Here is a 15,841-nt window from a genome sequence, read left to right as displayed (position 1 = left end):
GACGAAGTGACCCGACGTGATCCCGGCGTGACCTCGACCTGAGCATGACTTAGGACTCCTCCACCGTGACGAAGTCGATCAGTCGTTCCACCGCGCCGATCAGCGGGGTTTCCAGGTCGCGGTAGCTGCTGACGGCGGCGAGCACCCGCTGCCAGCCTTCGTACGGTTCACCCCAGCCGAGCGCGGTGCAGATCCCGACCTTCCATTCGATGTCGCGCGGGACCGTCGGCCACGCCTTGATCCCGACGGCCGCCGGTTTCACCGCCTGCCAGATGTCGACGTACGGATGACCGGTGACCAGCACGTATTCATCGCGGACGCCGGCGACGATGCGGGATTCCTTGCTGCCCTTGACGAGATGGTCGACCAGGACGCCCAGTTTCCGGCCGGGTCCGGTGCCGAACTCTTCGACGCGATCGGAGAGCACGTCCACCCCATCGAGTGGTTCCACGACCACACCTTCGACGCGCAGATCGTGGCCCCAGACCCGTTCGACGAGTTCGGCGTCGTGCTTGCCCTCGACCCAGATCCGCGAATCCTTGGCGACGCGCGCCTGATGCCGCTGCACCTGGACCGACCCGGACGCCGACACCTTCTTCACCGGCGGCGCCACGTTTTTCACCCGGACGAGCGTGACGGGTTTCCCGTCGAGGAGGAATCCGGCCGGTTCGAGCGGGAACACGCGGTGGTTGCCTTTGCGGTCCTCCAGCACGACGTTGCCGTACTCGAAGCGCACGACGGCGCCGCAGAACCCGCTGCCCGCGTCCTCGACGACCAGGCCTGGCTCCGCGTCGATCTCGGGGATCTTGCGCTTTCGGGGCCCGGCCAGCACGTCGTCATATGAATGGGAGTGCACGGGCAGCGACGCTAGTGGTGCCCGGGCCCTCCCGTCCTCGCGCCACGCCGGTCAAGGAGTCATCCGGAGCAGCATGTCGGTGTACGGCGTGGGTCCGTCGCGCCGGAGCGGGCTGAGCGCGACGATCACGGCGAGCGCTTCGCACCAGCCCCGCACGCGGTCGGTGTCGAGTTCCGGGAGCGCGGCGCCCAGTGTGGCGATGCTGTCGCCGAGGCGTTGACCTCGGGAGACCGGCAGGAAAATCCAGTCGACGGCGTCGAAGGCGGGGTCTCCGACGCAGGGTCGCGGATCGATGGCGACGATGCCGTCGGGGCCGCGCAGGACGTTGGCGGGGTGGAGGTCGCCGTGGACCAGTGCGGTCGGGCCGCTGGTGGCGAGTTCGGTCGCGGCCGCGCGTGAGCGGTGCAGGACGTCGAGCGGGATGTACTCCTTGACGACCGATTCCCGCCATCGTCGTTCGGCCAGATCGAAGAACCCGACCAGGCGCTCGGCGATGGTCGGGACGCCGTCCGCGCCCGGGACCGAGTGCAGCTGGGTGAGGAGTTCGGCGAGTTCGCCGAGCGGGACCTCTTCGGTGACCATCTGTGTGCCGGGTTCGATGCCTTCGAGCAGGACGGCTCCGGCCTCGTAGTCGGCGTCGAGCAGCCGGACGACCCGTGGCAGGCCCGCCCACGCGCGCAGCGCCGCCGCTTCGGTGGCCGCGATGTCGAGCTGGGGCGTCAGCTTCAGGACCGTCGACCGACCGACCCGGTCGCGGCACATCAGCGTCCGGCCGGTGTTGCCGGCCAGTGCCGAAACCACCTCCAGGCCCCACCGCGCGGTGAGTGAGTCCACGAGCGAGGGCAGGGCGTCGCACCACGGCGCGACGTCGGGCCCGAACCGATCCACCAGCCGGGTGCGGGCGGCTTCGTCGAGCAGGATCACTCGGTCCCCCGCATCGGCAGCGTCCTCGTCTCCCCGACGGCCAGCGCCCACAGGTCCTGCGGGTCACGCCCGCTGGCGGCCCACGCCTTGTGGATTTCGCCCAGCGGCTCGTCGACCGCCTCGCGCGTGAGGATGAAGGTGCCCCAATGCATCGAGGCGAGCCGCTTCGCGCCGGCGTCGTCGAGCGCCCGGACGGCTTCGGCGGGGTTCATATGCGCGGCGCGCATGAACCAACGGGGGTCGTAGGCGCCGATCGGCATCATCGCGAGGTCGATCCCGGGGAAGCGTTCGCCGATTTCGGCGAAGTGGTGCCCGTAGCCGGAGTCGCCCGCGTGATAGGTCCGGGTGCCGTCCGGCGCGGTCATCACCCAGCCGCCCCAGAGCGTCGCGCAGGTGTCGAACAGGCCGCGGCGGCTCCAGTGGTGCGATGGCACGAAGTCGAACCGCACTCCGGCCACCTCCGTGGACTCCCACCAGTCCAGCTCGGTGACCTCGGTGAAGCCGCGGCGGCGGAACCAGCCGCCGAGTGACGCTCCACAAAGGATCGGTGTCGACCGTGGAAGCCGTTTGATCGTCGGCGTGTCGAGGTGGTCGTAGTGGTTGTGGCTGATCACCACGACGTCGATCTTCGGCAGTTCGTTCCACGCCAGCCCCGGCGGGGTCAGGCGGCGCGGGACGCCGCTGATCTTCGTCGACCACACCGGATCGGTCAGGATCGTCACGCCGCCCAGCCGCACGAGATACGTCGAATGTCCCACCCACGTCCAGCTCGCCGTGCCCGGCTCCAGCGCCGCAAGCCCGGTGCGCAGCACGGGAATGCGGTCGGCGTTGGTCGACTCCCCGCGGAAACCGCCTTCGCGCAGGATCTTGATCATGTCGCGCGGAGTGGGGAGCGGCGAGGTGAGTCTGTCGCGGTAGGACGTTCGAGTCATGACCCCAGCCTGCCAGGGTCGCCCGGCTCAGGCAGGCGACTTTCCTCGGTGCAGCGTCGCGGCGAAGTCGAGGACGATGCCACCGTCGTCGTGCATCCGCCCGGCTCCGGCGAGGAACCGCTGGTGGAACTCCTCGGCGCGATCGGCTGGAAGGAGTTGGACGGCTTCGGTGAGACCACGGGGAACCAGCCAGTCCCACAATGCTTCGGGGCCGGCGACGGGGAGGGGCATTTCGACCGATTCCGTTACCGGGCTTACGAATCCGGCTTCGGACAGCAGTGTGTCCAGGTGTTCCCGGTTCATCGGGCCGGGCGGCGCGGGCTGGTCCTCGGCGGGCACGGGTGCCTCACCGGCCGGGATCGCGGAGAAGAATTCGACGCTGAGTTCCTGCAGCCAGCCGAGTCTGCCGACAGCTTGGGTTTCCAGTGACAGCGCGACTGTTCCGCCCGGCTTGAGCACGCGGCGCGCTTCGGTCAGCACGGCAGCCGGTTCGTCCAGGATCTGGACCACGAATCCGGCGGTGACCAGGTCGAACGAGTGGTCCGGGAAGCCGAGGTGCGCGGCGTCCATGGTCAGCGCGGTGATCGCGGGGTAGTCGGTGGCGAGCTTTTCCATCATGCGCGGGGACGCGTCGATCGCGGTGACCGAACAGCCCCGGTCGAGCGCCGCGCGGGCGACCGCGCCCCTGCCCGCGCCGATGTCCAGCACCCGTGCACCTGCCGGCGGGGCGGCGAACCGGACGAGCGTGCGGCCGACATCGGCTACGTAGAAGAAGATCTCCTCGTACCGGTCGGCGATCTGGTCGTACTTCTGTCTCGCCTGTTCGGTAGTCACCACCGCGCCGAGGTTAATAACGCCGTTCACCCGGCAGATACCGCCGATGGTGTCGTGAGTGGCTACGAGTGTTCTAACACTTGTTGCCACTCACGAGCCACCCACTTAGCCGAGCCAGGACACCCTGCCGCCCACTCGTGGCTTGGGCTCAGAACAGGGGCCAGGGGACGTCGCGGCCGTCGCTCGGGGCCGGGAAGACGCCGCTGTCGAGCAGCTGCTCGGTCCGGCTGGCGATGGACGCGATCTCGAAGCCCGTCAGGTGCTCGGCCAGTACCTCGCCGAGCTTGCCATCGATGTCAGCACGCAGGCCGACCAGTTTCTCCACCGCGTCTTCCGGGATGGGCTCGCCGATCCAGCCCCACAGCACCGTGCGCAGCTTCGGCTCGGAATGCAGGCAGATGCCGTGGTCCACGCCGTAGACACGGCCGTCGATCCCGGCGAGCACATGCCCGCCCTTGCGGTCGGTGTTGTTGACGACGACGTCGAGCAGTGCGAGCTCGCGCATCCCGGGATGGTCGGCGTGCGCGAGGACCGCGGGTTCGCCCATCCTGTCGTGGGCGTGCAGCACGATTCGCCAGCCCTCCGGCAGTTCGCCCGGGGCTCGGACGTCGACGAGCTCGTCTTCGAGGGTGTCGACCCAGAGCTGGACCATGCCCTCGCCGAACGGCCCGTCGCGCAACGCCGTCGGCGGGATGGCGCCCAGCCCGGACGCCTGTGCGACGAGGAAGGTCGCCACCTCACGCCCGGCGAGGGTGCCGTCGGGAAAGTCCCACAGCGGGCGCTCACCGGAGATCGGCTTGTAGACCGCGTTGCCGACGAGACCGTCGAGCTCGATCTTGCAGAACAGTGTGACGTTCGAGGCGTCGACCAGCCGTCCCTCGACTTCGAGACGGCCATGGGTCAGGAGCTCCTTGGCCACCGGACCGTTCAGGTCGATGCCGGACCCCGTCGTTTCTGTCACGCGCTCCTCAGCCCTCGATGACGTCGACGTCGCGCCGGTACCCGTTCTGCCTCGGGCAGATGTGGCCGGCGGGGTCGAGCGGTTCCGCGCAGAGCGGGCACGGCCTGCGCCCGGCGTTGATCACCCTGTCGGTGCGTTCGGCGAAGGCCCGCGCTTCGACCGGGGAGAGGAACACCCGGACGGCGTCCGGGCCCTCGTCGGTGTCGTCGAGAACCACTGTCTCGTCGACCTCGCCCTCGGTGATCGCGAGGAGCTCGATGACCACCGCGCTGCTCTCGGCGTCCCAGCCCAGTCCCATCGTGCCGACGCGGAACTCCTCTTCGAGAGGAACCTCCAGCGGGTCGACGTCGACGAGGTCGGCGGGGACGTCTTCGGGGATCTCGGCGCCGAATCTGCTCGCGACCTCTTCGAGCAACGAGCCGAGGCGCTCGGCGAGCACCGCGACCTGTTGTTTCTCGATCGCGACGCTGATCGTGCGGACGTCCTCGGACGCCTGGAGATAAAAAGTGCGGTCGCCGGGTTCCCCGACGGTTCCGGTTACGAACCGGTCGGGTTTGCGGAAGACATGGATTACTCGAGACATGGCACCTCCGACCCTAAGCCACGCCTGCATGATCGGCATCTGCCGCCCCGGCTACGCCATCGCTAGTCTCTGACTTGTGTCACAGATTACGCCGCACGGAACGTGGACCTCGCCGATCAGCGCCGCCGACGCCGCAGCCGCCGGGGGTGGGGCGCAATGGCTGGACGTCGTGGCCGGCGCGGTCTGGTGGGCGGAGGCGCGACCTGCGGAAGGTGGTCGTGTAGCACTGGTGAGAGCCGGTGAAGACGGCGCTGTCGAAGAGGTTCTTCCCGCTCCGTGGAACGCCCGCAACCGGCTCCACGAGTACGGCGGACGACCGTGGACCGTCGTCGGCGACGCACTCGTGTTCACGCATTGGGACGACCAGCGCGTCTATGTCCGGGATCTCACCAGCGGAACCGTGAGCGCGATCACACCGGATCCGGCGACGCCGCACGGCGTCCGCTACGGCGATCTGCGCCAGGGACCGAGCGGGGAGATCTGGGCGGTCCGCGAAACCAGCACCGGACCGCGCCGGCCCGACGTCGCCAGGGACCTGGTGGCGCTGTCGCTGTCCGGCGGCGAACCCCGGGCGCTCGCCGCGAGCCATCACTTCCTCACCGGCCCGCAGTTGTCCCCGGACGGACGGCATGCGGCGTGGCTCGGCTGGGACCATCCCGCGATGCCGTGGGACGGCACGGAACTCTGTGTCGCCGAGGTGCTCGCCGACGGCACCTTCGGCCCGCATCGCGTGCTCGCCGGCGGCCCGGAAATCTCGGTGTGCCAACTCGAATGGGGCTCCGCGGACACCCTGCTCACGGTGATGGACCCCGGCGGCTGGTGGAACCTGCACCGCGTCGCACTCGACGGGACGGCGGTGAACCTGTCCCCGGTGACCGAGGAGCTCGGTGGCGCGCTGTGGAAGGTCGGGTCGCGGTGGTTCGTGCCACTGGGCGACGGCCGCCACGCGGTGCTGAACTCCGGGCGACTGGCGGTGATCGACGAGCGCACCGGCGAGGTGACGCCGGTCGAGGCCGTGGCCGGGCTGACCGAATGGCTGCCGTCGTTCGCCGCGTACGAGAGCGGAGTCGTCGGCGTGGCCGCCGGACCGGTGAAGGAGACCGCGGTCGTGCACGTGGACCTCACGACGAACGCCGTCACCGACCTGACCCCGGAACCCGCGGAAGTCCCGCCCGCCGCGTATCTGCCCGTGCCGGTCGAGCGGATGTTCAGCACGCCCGGGGGCGAGCCCATCCCGGCGTACGTCTACTCCCCCGCCAACCCGGACTTCGAGGGCCCGGGCGGCGAACTGCCGCCGTTCCTCGTCCATGTGCACGGTGGCCCGACCGGGCGGAACTACCCGGTGCTCGACCTCGACGTCGCCTACTTCACCAGCCGCGGCATCGGGGTCGTCCTGGTCAACTACGGCGGTTCGACCGGTTACGGCAGGCGGTACCGCGAGCGGCTGCGTGAACAGTGGGGCGTGGTCGACGTCACCGACTGCGTGGCGGTGGCCGAAGCGCTCGTCGCCGAGGGCATCGCCGACGGCGCCCGGCTCGCGATCCGCGGCGGCAGCGCCGGCGGGTTCACCGCGGCCGCCTCCATGACCACCACGCGGACCTACGGCGCCGGCACGGTCAAGTACCCGATCCTGGACCTCTACCGCTGGACCGGCGACGGCGGCGAGACCCACGACTTCGAGTCGCGGTACCTCGACAGCATGATCGGCGCGCTGCCGGAAGCCCTGGAGCGCTACCGCGAGCGGTCCCCGATCAACCACGCCGACACCCTCGCCGGGCCGGTGCTGTTCCTGCAGGGCCTCGACGACCAGATCTGCCCGCCGGAGCAGGCGGACAGGTTCGTCGCGGGGCTGCGCGGGCGGGACATCCAGCACGCGTACCTGACGTTCGAGGGTGAGCAGCACGGATTCCGCAAGGCCGAGACGATCATCGCCACACTGGAGGCCGAACTTTCCTTCTACGGCCAGGTTTTCGGCTTCGCGACCCCGGGAGTGCCACCGCTGGACCTGCACCGGTGAGGCCGGGACGGCTCGTGCCCGGCGACACCCTGGCGCTGGTGGCCCCGGCCGGTCCGGTGCCACGGGACCTGCTCGACGCGGCGATCCCGGTGCTGGAGTCGTGGGGTTTGCGTGTCCGCGTCGGTGCGTGTGTCCGAAGCAGGCACAAGACGGTCCGCTACCTCTCAGCGACCGACGAGCAGCGCGCGGCGGAGTTCACCGAGGCGTGGCTGGATCCGGCGGTGAACTGCGTGTTCGCCGCCCGCGGTGGCTACGGGACCACGCGCATGCTGGACCTCGTCGACTGGCCGGCGTTGCGTGCGGCCGGGCCGAAGGTGCTCGCCGGGTCGAGCGACATCACCGCTCTGCACGAGGCCGTGAGTGTCCACTTGGGACTGGCGACGCTCTTTTCCCCCATGCCCGCGAGTGTCAACTTCGACGAGTTCGCGGCCGAGCACCTGCGGCAGACGTTGTTCGAGCCGGAGAAGGCGCTGTCGCTGGCCGGGTCGGACGTTCTGGTGCCGGGCCGGGCGCGGGGAACGCTCGTGGGCGGCAACCTGTCGCTCGTCGCGGCCGGGATCGGTACTCCGGGGCACCGGCCGGCGACCGGCGGGATCGTGGTGCTGGAGGACGTGACCGAGGACGTCTACCGGATCGACAGGATGCTGACGCAGTTGCTGCGGTCCGGCTGGTTCTCCGGGGTCGCCGGGATCGTGCTCGGCTCGTGGTCACGGTGTGGTGATCCCGCGGAACTGAGGGCGTTGCTGCTGGAGCGGCTGGGAACACTGGGCGTGCCGATCCTGGGTGAGCTCGGTTTCGGTCACGTCCCGTCGGCACCGACAGTGCCACTCGGTATCGACGCCGAATTGGACACCGAAGTAGGCACTTTGACGCTTCTGGAGCCCGCACTGCGTTAGGCCATTCGGGTGGATGAGGAACCGTGGGAGCAACCATTACCGCTGTACGGCGTGAATGACCCAGAGACCGGGCGCGGTGGCCTGGCCTGCGAGGGAGGGACATTTATGGGGCTGAGTCCGCGGTAGGCGAACAGCCGCCTGACCTGAGTTTCCGAAATACGCGGTCACGCTGATCGCTGGGGTTGATCAGCGCGACCGCGTATTTCCGGTGCCGAAAAACACTCGTTTCTTTGTGCTTTGCCAAAGGAGTTTTGTGGTGCGTAAAAGTATTCGGAAAAGACCCGCGTATTTCGCCGTAGCGCTCGCCGTGGGGCTGCTCGGCGGAATCGCGAGCCCGGCCGTGGCAGAACCGGTTCACGCCGTACCGGACACCTCGGCGATGGCCACGGCCAAGCGGACCGGCGAGCGGGTCGAAGTGACCGGGCTGCGAACCGCGACGCGGAAGGTCTACGCCAACCCGTCCGGGATGATGACGCTGGTGCAGGAGGTCGGGCCGCAGGAGCGGTGGACCCAGGTCAACCAGGCGGCCCCGAACCGCTCGTACTGGGAATCCGGCCGCGCCGAAGGAGCGCGGGTGGGCTTGTCGGTCCAGCCCGCGGGCGTGTTCCGGTCGTTCTTCCAGATGGACACCTCACTGCTGGCCGGTTCGAGGGTGCACGACGCGGGCTTCCGGATCACCCTCGACGACTCGAACTTCTGCGAGCCGTCGCCGGTCGACCTGTGGCACGTCAAGCCCATCGACCCGGCCGTGCCCTTGACGTGGAACAACTCGAAGAACAACTGGCTCGGCGGCGGGCCGCTCGCGTCCGGCTCGGGGCAGGCCTGCGCCGAGTTCGACATGGGCATCGGATTCGCCACCCCCGCCCTGCGAGACCTCGTGCAGCGCACCGCCGACGAGCGGACCGGTGTGCTCGCCCTCGGTCTGCGGGCGCCCAAGGAGTACGACCCGCGGCAGGAGAAACTGTTCCACCCGGAGTCCGTCTACCTCTCGGTCGACTACAACACGCCACCGGACGCACCCGTGGTGACCACGCTCCGGCCGACTCAGTGCGCCCCCGCGCAGGCGCCTCTCATGACCAACTCGAGCGGCTTCGACTGGCAGTCGATCGCGGCCGATCCCGACGGCGGCCAGGTCACGACCCGGCTCGAAATCCTCCGCGCGGACGGTTCGGTCGCCCACTCGGCCGAGATCTCGACGCCATCGGGATTCCGTTACCTGTGGCCGGATGTCCCGGACGGCAGGCTGGTGCACGGCGAGACCTATCACTACCGGGCCCGCAGTGACGACGGGAAGGACGCCGGGCCCTACAGCCCGGACTGCTACTTCACCGTCGACACCGTGAGCCCCGGTGTCCCGAGCATCTCGTCCACCGACTACCCGGACGGTGAACCGGCGATCCTCGAACGCACCACCGGCACAGTGACCCTGCGCCCGGCACCTGGCGACACCGACATCGCCGCGTACGACTACGGGTTCGACAACGTCCGGATGGGCCAGACGATCAAGGCGGGCCCGGACGGATCCGCGGTGCTGCCGCTCACCCTGTTCCCCGATCCTTTGACCCACAGATCCAGTGAACGGCTCTACGTCCACGCGATCGACAAGGCCGGGAACCGCAGTGACATCACGCCCACCTGGGATCTCGACGCACTGCCCAACCCGGCGCCGCGGGCACACACCGCCGGCGACCTGACCGGCGACGGGCGAGCCGACGTGACCGCCCTGCTGGACTACGGCAACGGCCAGACCAGGACGTGGAACGTCGTCGCCCGCGACGGCGGTTTCCACGCGGCCACCACGGTTTTCGACACCGGCGGTGACATCGGTGCCCCGCAGGACCGGTTCCGGCAGGTCCGGGGCGACTTCGACGGTGACGGCCGCACGGACATCGCGATGCTCACCCAGCTGTCCAACGGCACACTGCAACTGTGGGAGCTCGTCTCCGACGGCGCGTACTACGCCGCCCGGTCGGTTTGGAACAGCGGCTCGGAAGTCCTCTCGATCAGCGCCGCACGAACGCTGTCCGGCGATTTCACCCACGACGGCAAGACCGACATCGCGCTGCAGCTAGGCACACCAGGTGGCTGGCGGGTGCTGGTCTTCCCCGGTGGGGCGGTGGGCGCGGCGACCACCTGGTTCCAGTCGGGCGACGCCGACTTCGCGCACGCACGGCTGGTGGCGGGCGACTTCGACGGTGACGGCACCGCGGAGCTCGCCGAGGTCCGGGACCAGGGCAACTGCCAGACCAGCGTCCGGACGTATCGCTCCACCGGCACCGCTTTCGAAACCGGAGTGCTCACGTGGGAAGGCGCGTACTGCTCGGATCGCGGTGCGCCGGTCACCGGGGACGTCGACGGAGACGGCCGTGACGACATCGTCGCGCTGGACGACCACGGCAACTCCGACATCGCCATGACGGCGTTCACCTCGGCCTCCGGGTTCGTCCCGCAGGAGTGGTGGCGCCGGAGCGGCGAGTTCGACGCCAAGGCGGTGATCAGCACCGGTGACTTCGACCTCGACGGCAAGGCCGACCTCGCCGTGGTCCACACCACCGACCAGACGCGACTCTGGACGCTGCGCTCCACCGGGACGGCGTTCGCCGGCCGCGTGCTCGGCTGGCAGGAGGTAACCGGCGGGACGCCGGTGCAGTCCGGCCGTTGACGCTCCCCCGAGTCGCGTGCTTGCCACTACCGTGACAGGTATGCGACTCGGGGAAACAGCGGCCAGGCAACGGTTCGTGGCCGCCAGGGTGGCTCGGCTGGCGACCTCGGGCGCCGACGGCGTGCCGCATCTGGTGCCGGTGACCTTCGCCGTGGTGGGCGACGAGATCGTCTTCGCGATCGACCACAAACCCAAGTCCACCACCGATCTGCGGCGGCTGCGCAATATCGAGGCCAATTCCGCGGTGAGCTTCCTCGCCGACGAGTACGACGAGGACTGGGCCCGGCTGTGGTGGGTGCGCGCGGACGGTGTCGCCCGGATTCTCAGTGCGGCGGCGGATCGTGCCGGGCCGGTGCGGCGGTTGCGGGAGAAGTACCCGCAGTACCGGGACCGCCCACCGGCCGGGGTCGTCGTCGCCACCACCGTGTCCGCCTGGCACGGCTGGTCCGGCTCCGCCCCCTAGCCGTTCCAGGGGCCATGGTGGCACTTCAGGGCGGTCAGACGGGGCAGGATTTGGGGCCGCGGGATCGGCCGCCGGCGCCGACGAGGGTGACGGTGAAGGAGCCCGAGCCGGGCGCTCGGACGTTCGCCGCGGTGGTGCCACTGACGGTGCACACGATCTGGTCGACGGCGATGGCGGACAGAGTCGTCACATCGGCCGACACCATGACTTTCGCCCCCGAGGGATCCGAGACGACGTCGACGATCCCGATGTCCGCGGGGATGGCGCTGGTCATGCCCTGCGCCAGTTCGTCGGCGTCGGGTCCGCCCGCCAGCAGGGTGAGCGTCTCCGACGGCGTGAGCTGTCCTCGGGTGGCTCGGAGCACGGGCGTGAGCCTGTTGTTCGCGACCAGGTAGAGCCCGACTCCGTCGGCGGGGCCGGTCGGGGCGCTGCCGCCGGTGATGACCCCGCTCGCCCGGACTCCGCAGCCCGAGCCGAGGACGGCGAGCGCCACGAGTCCGGCGAGCAGCTTTTTCGCGGTCATTGTGGGCCTCCGAGATCCGCGGCATTCGTTGCGTAGCGCGGTAAGCGGAGCACGAACACCGCTCCGCCGTCCGGGCGGTTGCCTGCCACGAGGCTGCCCTGCCGCTCGCCGTCGCGGTGCAGCCGGGCGTTCTCCCACGCGATGGCGAGGCCGAGCCCGCTGCCTTCGGACCGGGTCCTGGCCGTGTCCGCCTTGTAGAACCGGTCGAACACGTGTGGCAGCACCCGCGGATCCAGCCCGGGTCCGCGATCGCCGACCTCAAAGGTGATCCAGTCCGGTTCGGCGAACAGCCGTACCGACACCGGCGGCGCGCCGTGCCGCAACGCGTTGCCGACCAGGTTGGCGAGGATGATGTCGAGGCGCCGCGGGTCCAGCCGGGCCCGGACGTCCGGGGTCAGCTCGGTCTCGACCTGGTCCGTCCAGCCGCGAGCGCGCAGCGTCGCGTTCACCGCCGCGGCCACATCCACCTCGTCGAGCGCGGTCGCCGCGGCGCCGGAGTCGAACCGGGTGACCTCGATCAAGTCGTTCACCAGCCGAGTCAGGTTGTGCGTCTCCTGGCTGACGAGCCGGGCGGCCCGGCCGACGTCCCCGGACAGCCCGGGCGCCTCTTCGTCGAGGACGTCGGTGACCACGGTCATCGCGGCCAGTGGGGTCCGCAGTTCGTGGGACACGTCGGCAACGAACCGCCGGGCGTCGGCCTCCATCCGCTGGAGTTCGCCGACCTGGTTTTCGAGTGCTTCGGCGGTGTTGTTGAAGGTTCGGGCCACGCCGGCGAGTTCGTCGGCACCCCGGACCGTCAGCCGCGTCGTCAGATCTCCTTCCCCCAACTGGTGCGCCGCCCGGCCGAGTTCCCGTACCGGGCGCAGCACGCTCCTGGTGGCCAGCAAGGCCAGCAGTACCGCGAAAGCCAAGGCCGCTCCGCCGACCAGCGCGGCCGACGACGCGAGATCGTCGATGCTCTGCTGCTCGGGCAGGAGGCTGCGCACCGAGTAGATCTCCAGCGCGGCCTTCGGCGTCCCGTCTGGCTGGGTGAACACCATCTGGGTCCCGATGACCAGACCGGGCGTCGAACCGCGAACGATGCGTTGCCAGGCGACGTCACCGTCGGCCACCGCCTGCCGCAGCGCCGGGGAAAACTCGGCGAGGTCGATGCTGCCCCTGGACTTCCGGCCCTCGTAGACGACGACCGCGTTGTCGTCCCGGCCCGACAGTTTGCCCGCGATCTCTTCGAGCACTGCCTGGCTCGGAGGCAGGCCACCCACCGGGTACAACGTCTTGACCTTGTCCGTCAGCGAGATCACGGCGGAGTCCTGGGCCTTCTGCAGGATGACGTCACGCGCCCGGACGTAGGTCGCGCCCGCGACCCCCGCCGCGGTGACCACGCACAGCAGGATGAACGCGAGCAGAAGCCGGGCTCGCAGGCTCGTGAGCCACCGCCTCCGGCTCACAGCGGCCCGAACCGGTAGCCGAAGCCTCGTACCGTCTGGACGTAGACCGGCGCCGCCGGGTCGTCCTCGATCTTCGAACGCAGGCGCTGCACGCAGGCGTCCACGAGCCGTGAGTCGCCGAGATAGCCGTGTTCCCACACCACCTCCAGGAGATGCTGACGGCTCTGCACACGTCCCGGGGTGCCGGACAGTTCGAGCAGCAGGCGGAGTTCGGTCGGCGCGAGACCGATCGGTGTGCCGCTTTTGGTGACCGCCAGCCCGCCACGGTCGATGGTGAGCGCACCATGCCGCTCGACGTCGGGCTGGTCCTTGTCCGGGTGGCGCGGGGCGCTGCCCGTCCGGCGCAGCACCGCGCGGATACGCGCTTCGAGCACCCTGGCCAGCACCGGTTTGACCACGTAGTCGTCGGCTCCGGCTTCCAGACCGGCCACGACGTCCATGTCGTCGCTGCGGGCGGTCAGCATGATGATGGGCAGGTCGCCGTCGGCGCGGATCCGGCGGCAGACCTCGAACCCGTCCATCCCGGGCAGCATGAGGTCGAGCACCACGACGTCGGGAGTAACCGCGGCCAGCTGTTCCAGTCCCAGTTCGCCCGTCTCGACGGCGTCGACCGTGTGTCCCTGGCGGGTCAGCACCATCTGGAGGCCGTCACGCACGGCCGGGTCGTCTTCGATCAGCAGGACGTGGGACATGGCGCTCACTATCTCAATACCGGGCGGGGTTCGCCCGTCCACCAGGCGCTGAACAGCCCTTCGTCGGTGAACAACGCCATGATCGTGATCAGTACGCCCACCAAGCCGCCGACGATGGTTTTGACGGTTTTGACGTGACTGTGGTGTCCGGTGTCCACACGCGGCACCGGACGCAAGCGCGTCAACGCCGCCGCGCCCACGCAGCAGAGCGCCGATGCCAGCAGAATCCCGCCGACGGTGTCGCTGAACCGGTGCCACCCCATGATCATCTTGGCCGACGCGACGGCCGAGACCGCGGCCGTACCCGGCACGGCGAGCCACCACCGGCCCCACGGCGGCACCACCAGCAGGAAAGCGAGCAACAACGCCATCGCGGCGGAGACGTGCCCGCTGGGAAAACTGTTGTGCGTGGTGGACCCGTGGACGTCGAGATCCGGTCGCCAGAGGAGCGTTTTGAGGATTCTCGCGGCCCCGACCGAGCACAGGACGATCGCGACTCCGGCGACGCCCGCCCACAGCCGTTTGGTCAGCGCGCCGACCACCAGCACCGCCAGCAGCAGGACCGCCAGGATCGCCGCGTCGCCGATGAACGAGAGAACGGCCAGCGCCGGCTCGGCCAGCGGGGTCCGCTGCTGGTATCCCCCGCCGCTCGGCCCGCGGCACGAAGACACCGTCCAGCCGCTGCCCGCCCCGCGTCCACACGAACATCACGCACGCCACGCCCAGCAGCGTCAGGTAACCCAGTGCGGCGCCGGCCAGCCGGACGGACTCGTCGGGCGCTGGCTTGCGGGCGACAACGGGAGCGGCAGGTTGTGAGTACACCAGGTCCATGATCGGGCGCGGAGGTTCGCGGACCGTCCGCGCAATGTCATCGTTCTGTCACAGTCCGGCGGGCACGAATTCCGTGCGGAACTGTTACGCAGTCATCGAAGTCCCGTCGCCGAGCGCGCAACGGCGCCGAACAGTGACCGTCGACTGTGGACTCATGACCCGAGACACCGTGCTGGAAACGCTCACCAAGATCATCGCCGTCCTGCTGCTGCCGTTGGCGTACCTCTACGCTCCCGGCCAAGCTCGCCACTTCGCGTGCCAATGGGCACTGGCACTGCGTTTCCCCGTCGAAACCCTCGACGGCGTCGACCACGCGACCGCCGCAGCCTTCAGAACCGCCCGCGCCGAAGCCTTCTGGCGACACGGCCAGCTGATCGGCCTCACCTCCGGCCACCGCGACGCCGCCGACCAACACGAACTCTTCACCGCCGAAGTGGCCCGGACCGGCTCGAAAACCGCGGCGCGACAACGGGTCCTGCCCCCGGAGGAATCCCGTCACGTCACGGGCACCGCGCTGGACGTCCGCCCCACCGAAGGCGCGCTGTGGCTGGAAACCCACGGCGACCGCTACGGCCTCTATCGCCGCTACGACAACGAATGGTGGCATTTCGAACACTGCGCTTCGCCTCCCGCGCGCCAGCCTCACCCGGGGAGCACCGCGGTTAGGGCTCGGTGAGCTTTCGCTGTGTGGAGGCGGCTTGTGATGGTGGTGGGTTGGCTGAGATTGGCATAGCCGGTGCTATGAACGGACCCTTCCTCTCGGTTTTTGAGAGGAAGGGTCCGTTCATAGCGGTCCTGAGCGAAGTCGCTGACGGCTCGGGTGAAGGTGTCGGGTTCTTCCAGGTGGGCGAAGTGGCCGCTGTGCTCCAGGATCACCAGCTCGGCGTCGGGGATCAGGGTGGCGAGTTCCGCTGTCGCGAAGGGCCTCGGCGAGTCCAGTCGCGCAGCGCGCGGTTCTCCAACACCTGGTCCGGGGCCGCGTCCGGCACGCGTTGCGCACGATCATCCGCAGCCACGGTCCCACCGCTGCCGGATCGCGGACATCGCCGATCCGCAGGAGCGCGACCAGCGAAGCGTCCTGGACGGCGTCGTCCGCGTCGTGCCCGTGTCCCAGCAGACTCAGGGCCACCGCGCGCATCCCGGGCCGGTGGCGTGCCAGGAGCAAACCCAGCGCCACCACGTCCCCGGACTGCGCGCCGCGCGTGAGTTCGGCGTCCGA

General features: G+C 69.5%; 16 protein-coding genes. 5 read left to right on the top strand and 11 right to left on the bottom strand.

Annotated elements, in window-relative coordinates; all coding sequences use genetic code 11:
- Positions 1–49 precede the first annotated feature (49 nt).
- The 6 genes from VGP60_RS03995 to VGP60_RS03970 form a co-directional block, all read right to left on the bottom strand.
- Positions 50–856: a DUF3097 domain-containing protein gene (locus tag VGP60_RS03995; protein ID WP_327546463.1), complete on the bottom strand. Its 807-nt coding sequence runs from the start codon at positions 854–856 to the stop codon at positions 50–52.
- Positions 857–907: 51 nt separating this feature from the next.
- Positions 908–1,780 (bottom strand): aminoglycoside phosphotransferase family protein, encoded by an 873-nt coding sequence (locus VGP60_RS03990; RefSeq protein WP_327546462.1) that lies wholly within the window; start codon positions 1,778–1,780, stop codon positions 908–910.
- Positions 1,777–2,712 (bottom strand): MBL fold metallo-hydrolase, encoded by a 936-nt coding sequence (locus VGP60_RS03985; RefSeq protein ID WP_327546461.1) that lies wholly within the window; start codon positions 2,710–2,712, stop codon positions 1,777–1,779. The genes VGP60_RS03990 and VGP60_RS03985 overlap by 4 nt, the downstream gene beginning before the upstream one ends.
- Positions 2,713–2,739: 27 nt before the next feature.
- Positions 2,740–3,549 carry a class I SAM-dependent methyltransferase gene (locus tag VGP60_RS03980; RefSeq protein WP_327546460.1) on the bottom strand — a complete coding sequence of 270 codons (810 nt, stop codon included), beginning with the start codon at positions 3,547–3,549 and terminating at the stop codon, positions 2,740–2,742.
- A gap of 145 nt (positions 3,550–3,694) precedes the next feature.
- Entirely contained in the window at positions 3,695–4,507 is an 813-nt protein-coding gene (locus VGP60_RS03975) for an SCO1664 family protein (protein ID WP_327546459.1), read from the bottom strand.
- Positions 4,508–4,514: 7 nt separating this feature from the next.
- Positions 4,515–5,090, bottom strand: a complete 576-nt coding sequence (locus VGP60_RS03970; RefSeq protein ID WP_327546458.1) for a DUF3090 domain-containing protein — start codon at positions 5,088–5,090, stop codon at positions 4,515–4,517.
- Between the two features lie 76 nt (positions 5,091–5,166).
- On the opposite strand from VGP60_RS03970, the gene VGP60_RS03965 reads away from it, so the two are divergent.
- The 4 genes from VGP60_RS03965 to VGP60_RS03950 all read left to right on the top strand — a co-directional run bounded on the left by VGP60_RS03965 (position 5,167) and on the right by VGP60_RS03950 (position 11,128).
- Positions 5,167–7,107, top strand: a complete 1,941-nt coding sequence (locus tag VGP60_RS03965; RefSeq protein ID WP_327546457.1) for a prolyl oligopeptidase family serine peptidase — start codon at positions 5,167–5,169, stop codon at positions 7,105–7,107.
- Complete coding sequence (locus VGP60_RS03960) at positions 7,104–8,003, top strand: LD-carboxypeptidase (RefSeq protein ID WP_327546456.1); 900 nt, start codon at positions 7,104–7,106, stop codon at positions 8,001–8,003. Before VGP60_RS03965 ends, VGP60_RS03960 begins: the two co-directional genes overlap by 4 nt.
- A gap of 256 nt (positions 8,004–8,259) precedes the next feature.
- Positions 8,260–10,665 carry a VCBS repeat-containing protein gene (locus VGP60_RS03955; RefSeq protein WP_327546455.1) on the top strand — a complete coding sequence of 802 codons (2,406 nt, stop codon included), beginning with the start codon at positions 8,260–8,262 and terminating at the stop codon, positions 10,663–10,665.
- A 40-nt stretch (positions 10,666–10,705) separates the two neighbouring features.
- Complete coding sequence (locus VGP60_RS03950) at positions 10,706–11,128, top strand: TIGR03668 family PPOX class F420-dependent oxidoreductase (protein WP_327546454.1); 423 nt, start codon at positions 10,706–10,708, stop codon at positions 11,126–11,128.
- A gap of 34 nt (positions 11,129–11,162) precedes the next feature.
- Here VGP60_RS03950 and VGP60_RS03945 read toward each other — a convergent pair whose 3' ends face one another.
- The 4 genes from VGP60_RS03945 to VGP60_RS03930 are packed head-to-tail and all read right to left on the bottom strand — an operon-like array spanning position 11,163 to position 14,462.
- Positions 11,163–11,651 (bottom strand): hypothetical protein, encoded by a 489-nt coding sequence (locus VGP60_RS03945; protein ID WP_327546453.1) that lies wholly within the window; start codon positions 11,649–11,651, stop codon positions 11,163–11,165.
- Positions 11,648–13,099 (bottom strand): HAMP domain-containing sensor histidine kinase, encoded by a 1,452-nt coding sequence (locus VGP60_RS03940; RefSeq protein ID WP_327546452.1) that lies wholly within the window; start codon positions 13,097–13,099, stop codon positions 11,648–11,650. The genes VGP60_RS03945 and VGP60_RS03940 overlap by 4 nt, the downstream gene beginning before the upstream one ends.
- On the bottom strand, positions 13,096–13,791 hold the full coding sequence (locus VGP60_RS03935; RefSeq protein ID WP_327546451.1) for a response regulator transcription factor: 696 nt from the start codon (positions 13,789–13,791) through the stop codon (positions 13,096–13,098). The genes VGP60_RS03940 and VGP60_RS03935 overlap by 4 nt, the downstream gene beginning before the upstream one ends.
- Positions 13,792–13,799: 8 nt before the next feature.
- Positions 13,800–14,462: a phosphatase PAP2 family protein gene (locus VGP60_RS03930; protein ID WP_327546450.1), complete on the bottom strand. Its 663-nt coding sequence runs from the start codon at positions 14,460–14,462 to the stop codon at positions 13,800–13,802.
- A 314-nt stretch (positions 14,463–14,776) separates the two neighbouring features.
- On the opposite strand from VGP60_RS03930, the gene VGP60_RS03925 reads away from it, so the two are divergent.
- Entirely contained in the window at positions 14,777–15,298 is a 522-nt protein-coding gene (locus VGP60_RS03925; RefSeq protein WP_327546449.1) for a D-alanyl-D-alanine carboxypeptidase family protein, read from the top strand.
- Positions 15,299–15,406: 108 nt separating this feature from the next.
- Here VGP60_RS03925 and VGP60_RS03920 read toward each other — a convergent pair whose 3' ends face one another.
- The gene (locus tag VGP60_RS03920) at positions 15,407–15,799 is read right to left on the bottom strand and encodes a sigma-70 family RNA polymerase sigma factor (RefSeq protein WP_327546483.1); all 393 of its coding nucleotides are present in this window, start codon (positions 15,797–15,799) and stop codon (positions 15,407–15,409) included.
- Positions 15,800–15,841: the final 42 nt, after the last annotated feature.

Origin of the sequence: Amycolatopsis sp. (genome assembly GCF_036008905.1) — a bacterium.
In the GTDB taxonomy this organism is placed as follows: Bacteria; Actinomycetota; Actinomycetes; order Mycobacteriales; family Pseudonocardiaceae; genus Amycolatopsis.
The sequence above is the reverse complement of the archived record's forward strand: the minus strand, read 5'-3'. Positions and strand labels throughout refer to the sequence as shown.

Excerpts from the sequence above, each read along its gene's own strand:
- VGP60_RS03950 (WP_327546454.1), top strand. The coding sequence starts at position 10,706 with ATGCGACTCGGGGAAACAGCGGCCAGGCAACGGTTCGTGGCCGCCAGG.
- VGP60_RS03925 (WP_327546449.1), top strand. The coding sequence starts at position 14,777 with ATGACCCGAGACACCGTGCTGGAAACGCTCACCAAGATCATCGCCGTC.
- VGP60_RS03985 (WP_327546461.1), bottom strand. The coding sequence starts at position 2,712 with ATGACTCGAACGTCCTACCGCGACAGACTCACCTCGCCGCTCCCCACT.
- VGP60_RS03935 (WP_327546451.1), bottom strand. The coding sequence starts at position 13,791 with ATGTCCCACGTCCTGCTGATCGAAGACGACCCGGCCGTGCGTGACGGC.
- VGP60_RS03945 (WP_327546453.1), bottom strand. The coding sequence starts at position 11,651 with ATGACCGCGAAAAAGCTGCTCGCCGGACTCGTGGCGCTCGCCGTCCTC.
- VGP60_RS03970 (WP_327546458.1), bottom strand. The coding sequence starts at position 5,090 with ATGTCTCGAGTAATCCATGTCTTCCGCAAACCCGACCGGTTCGTAACC.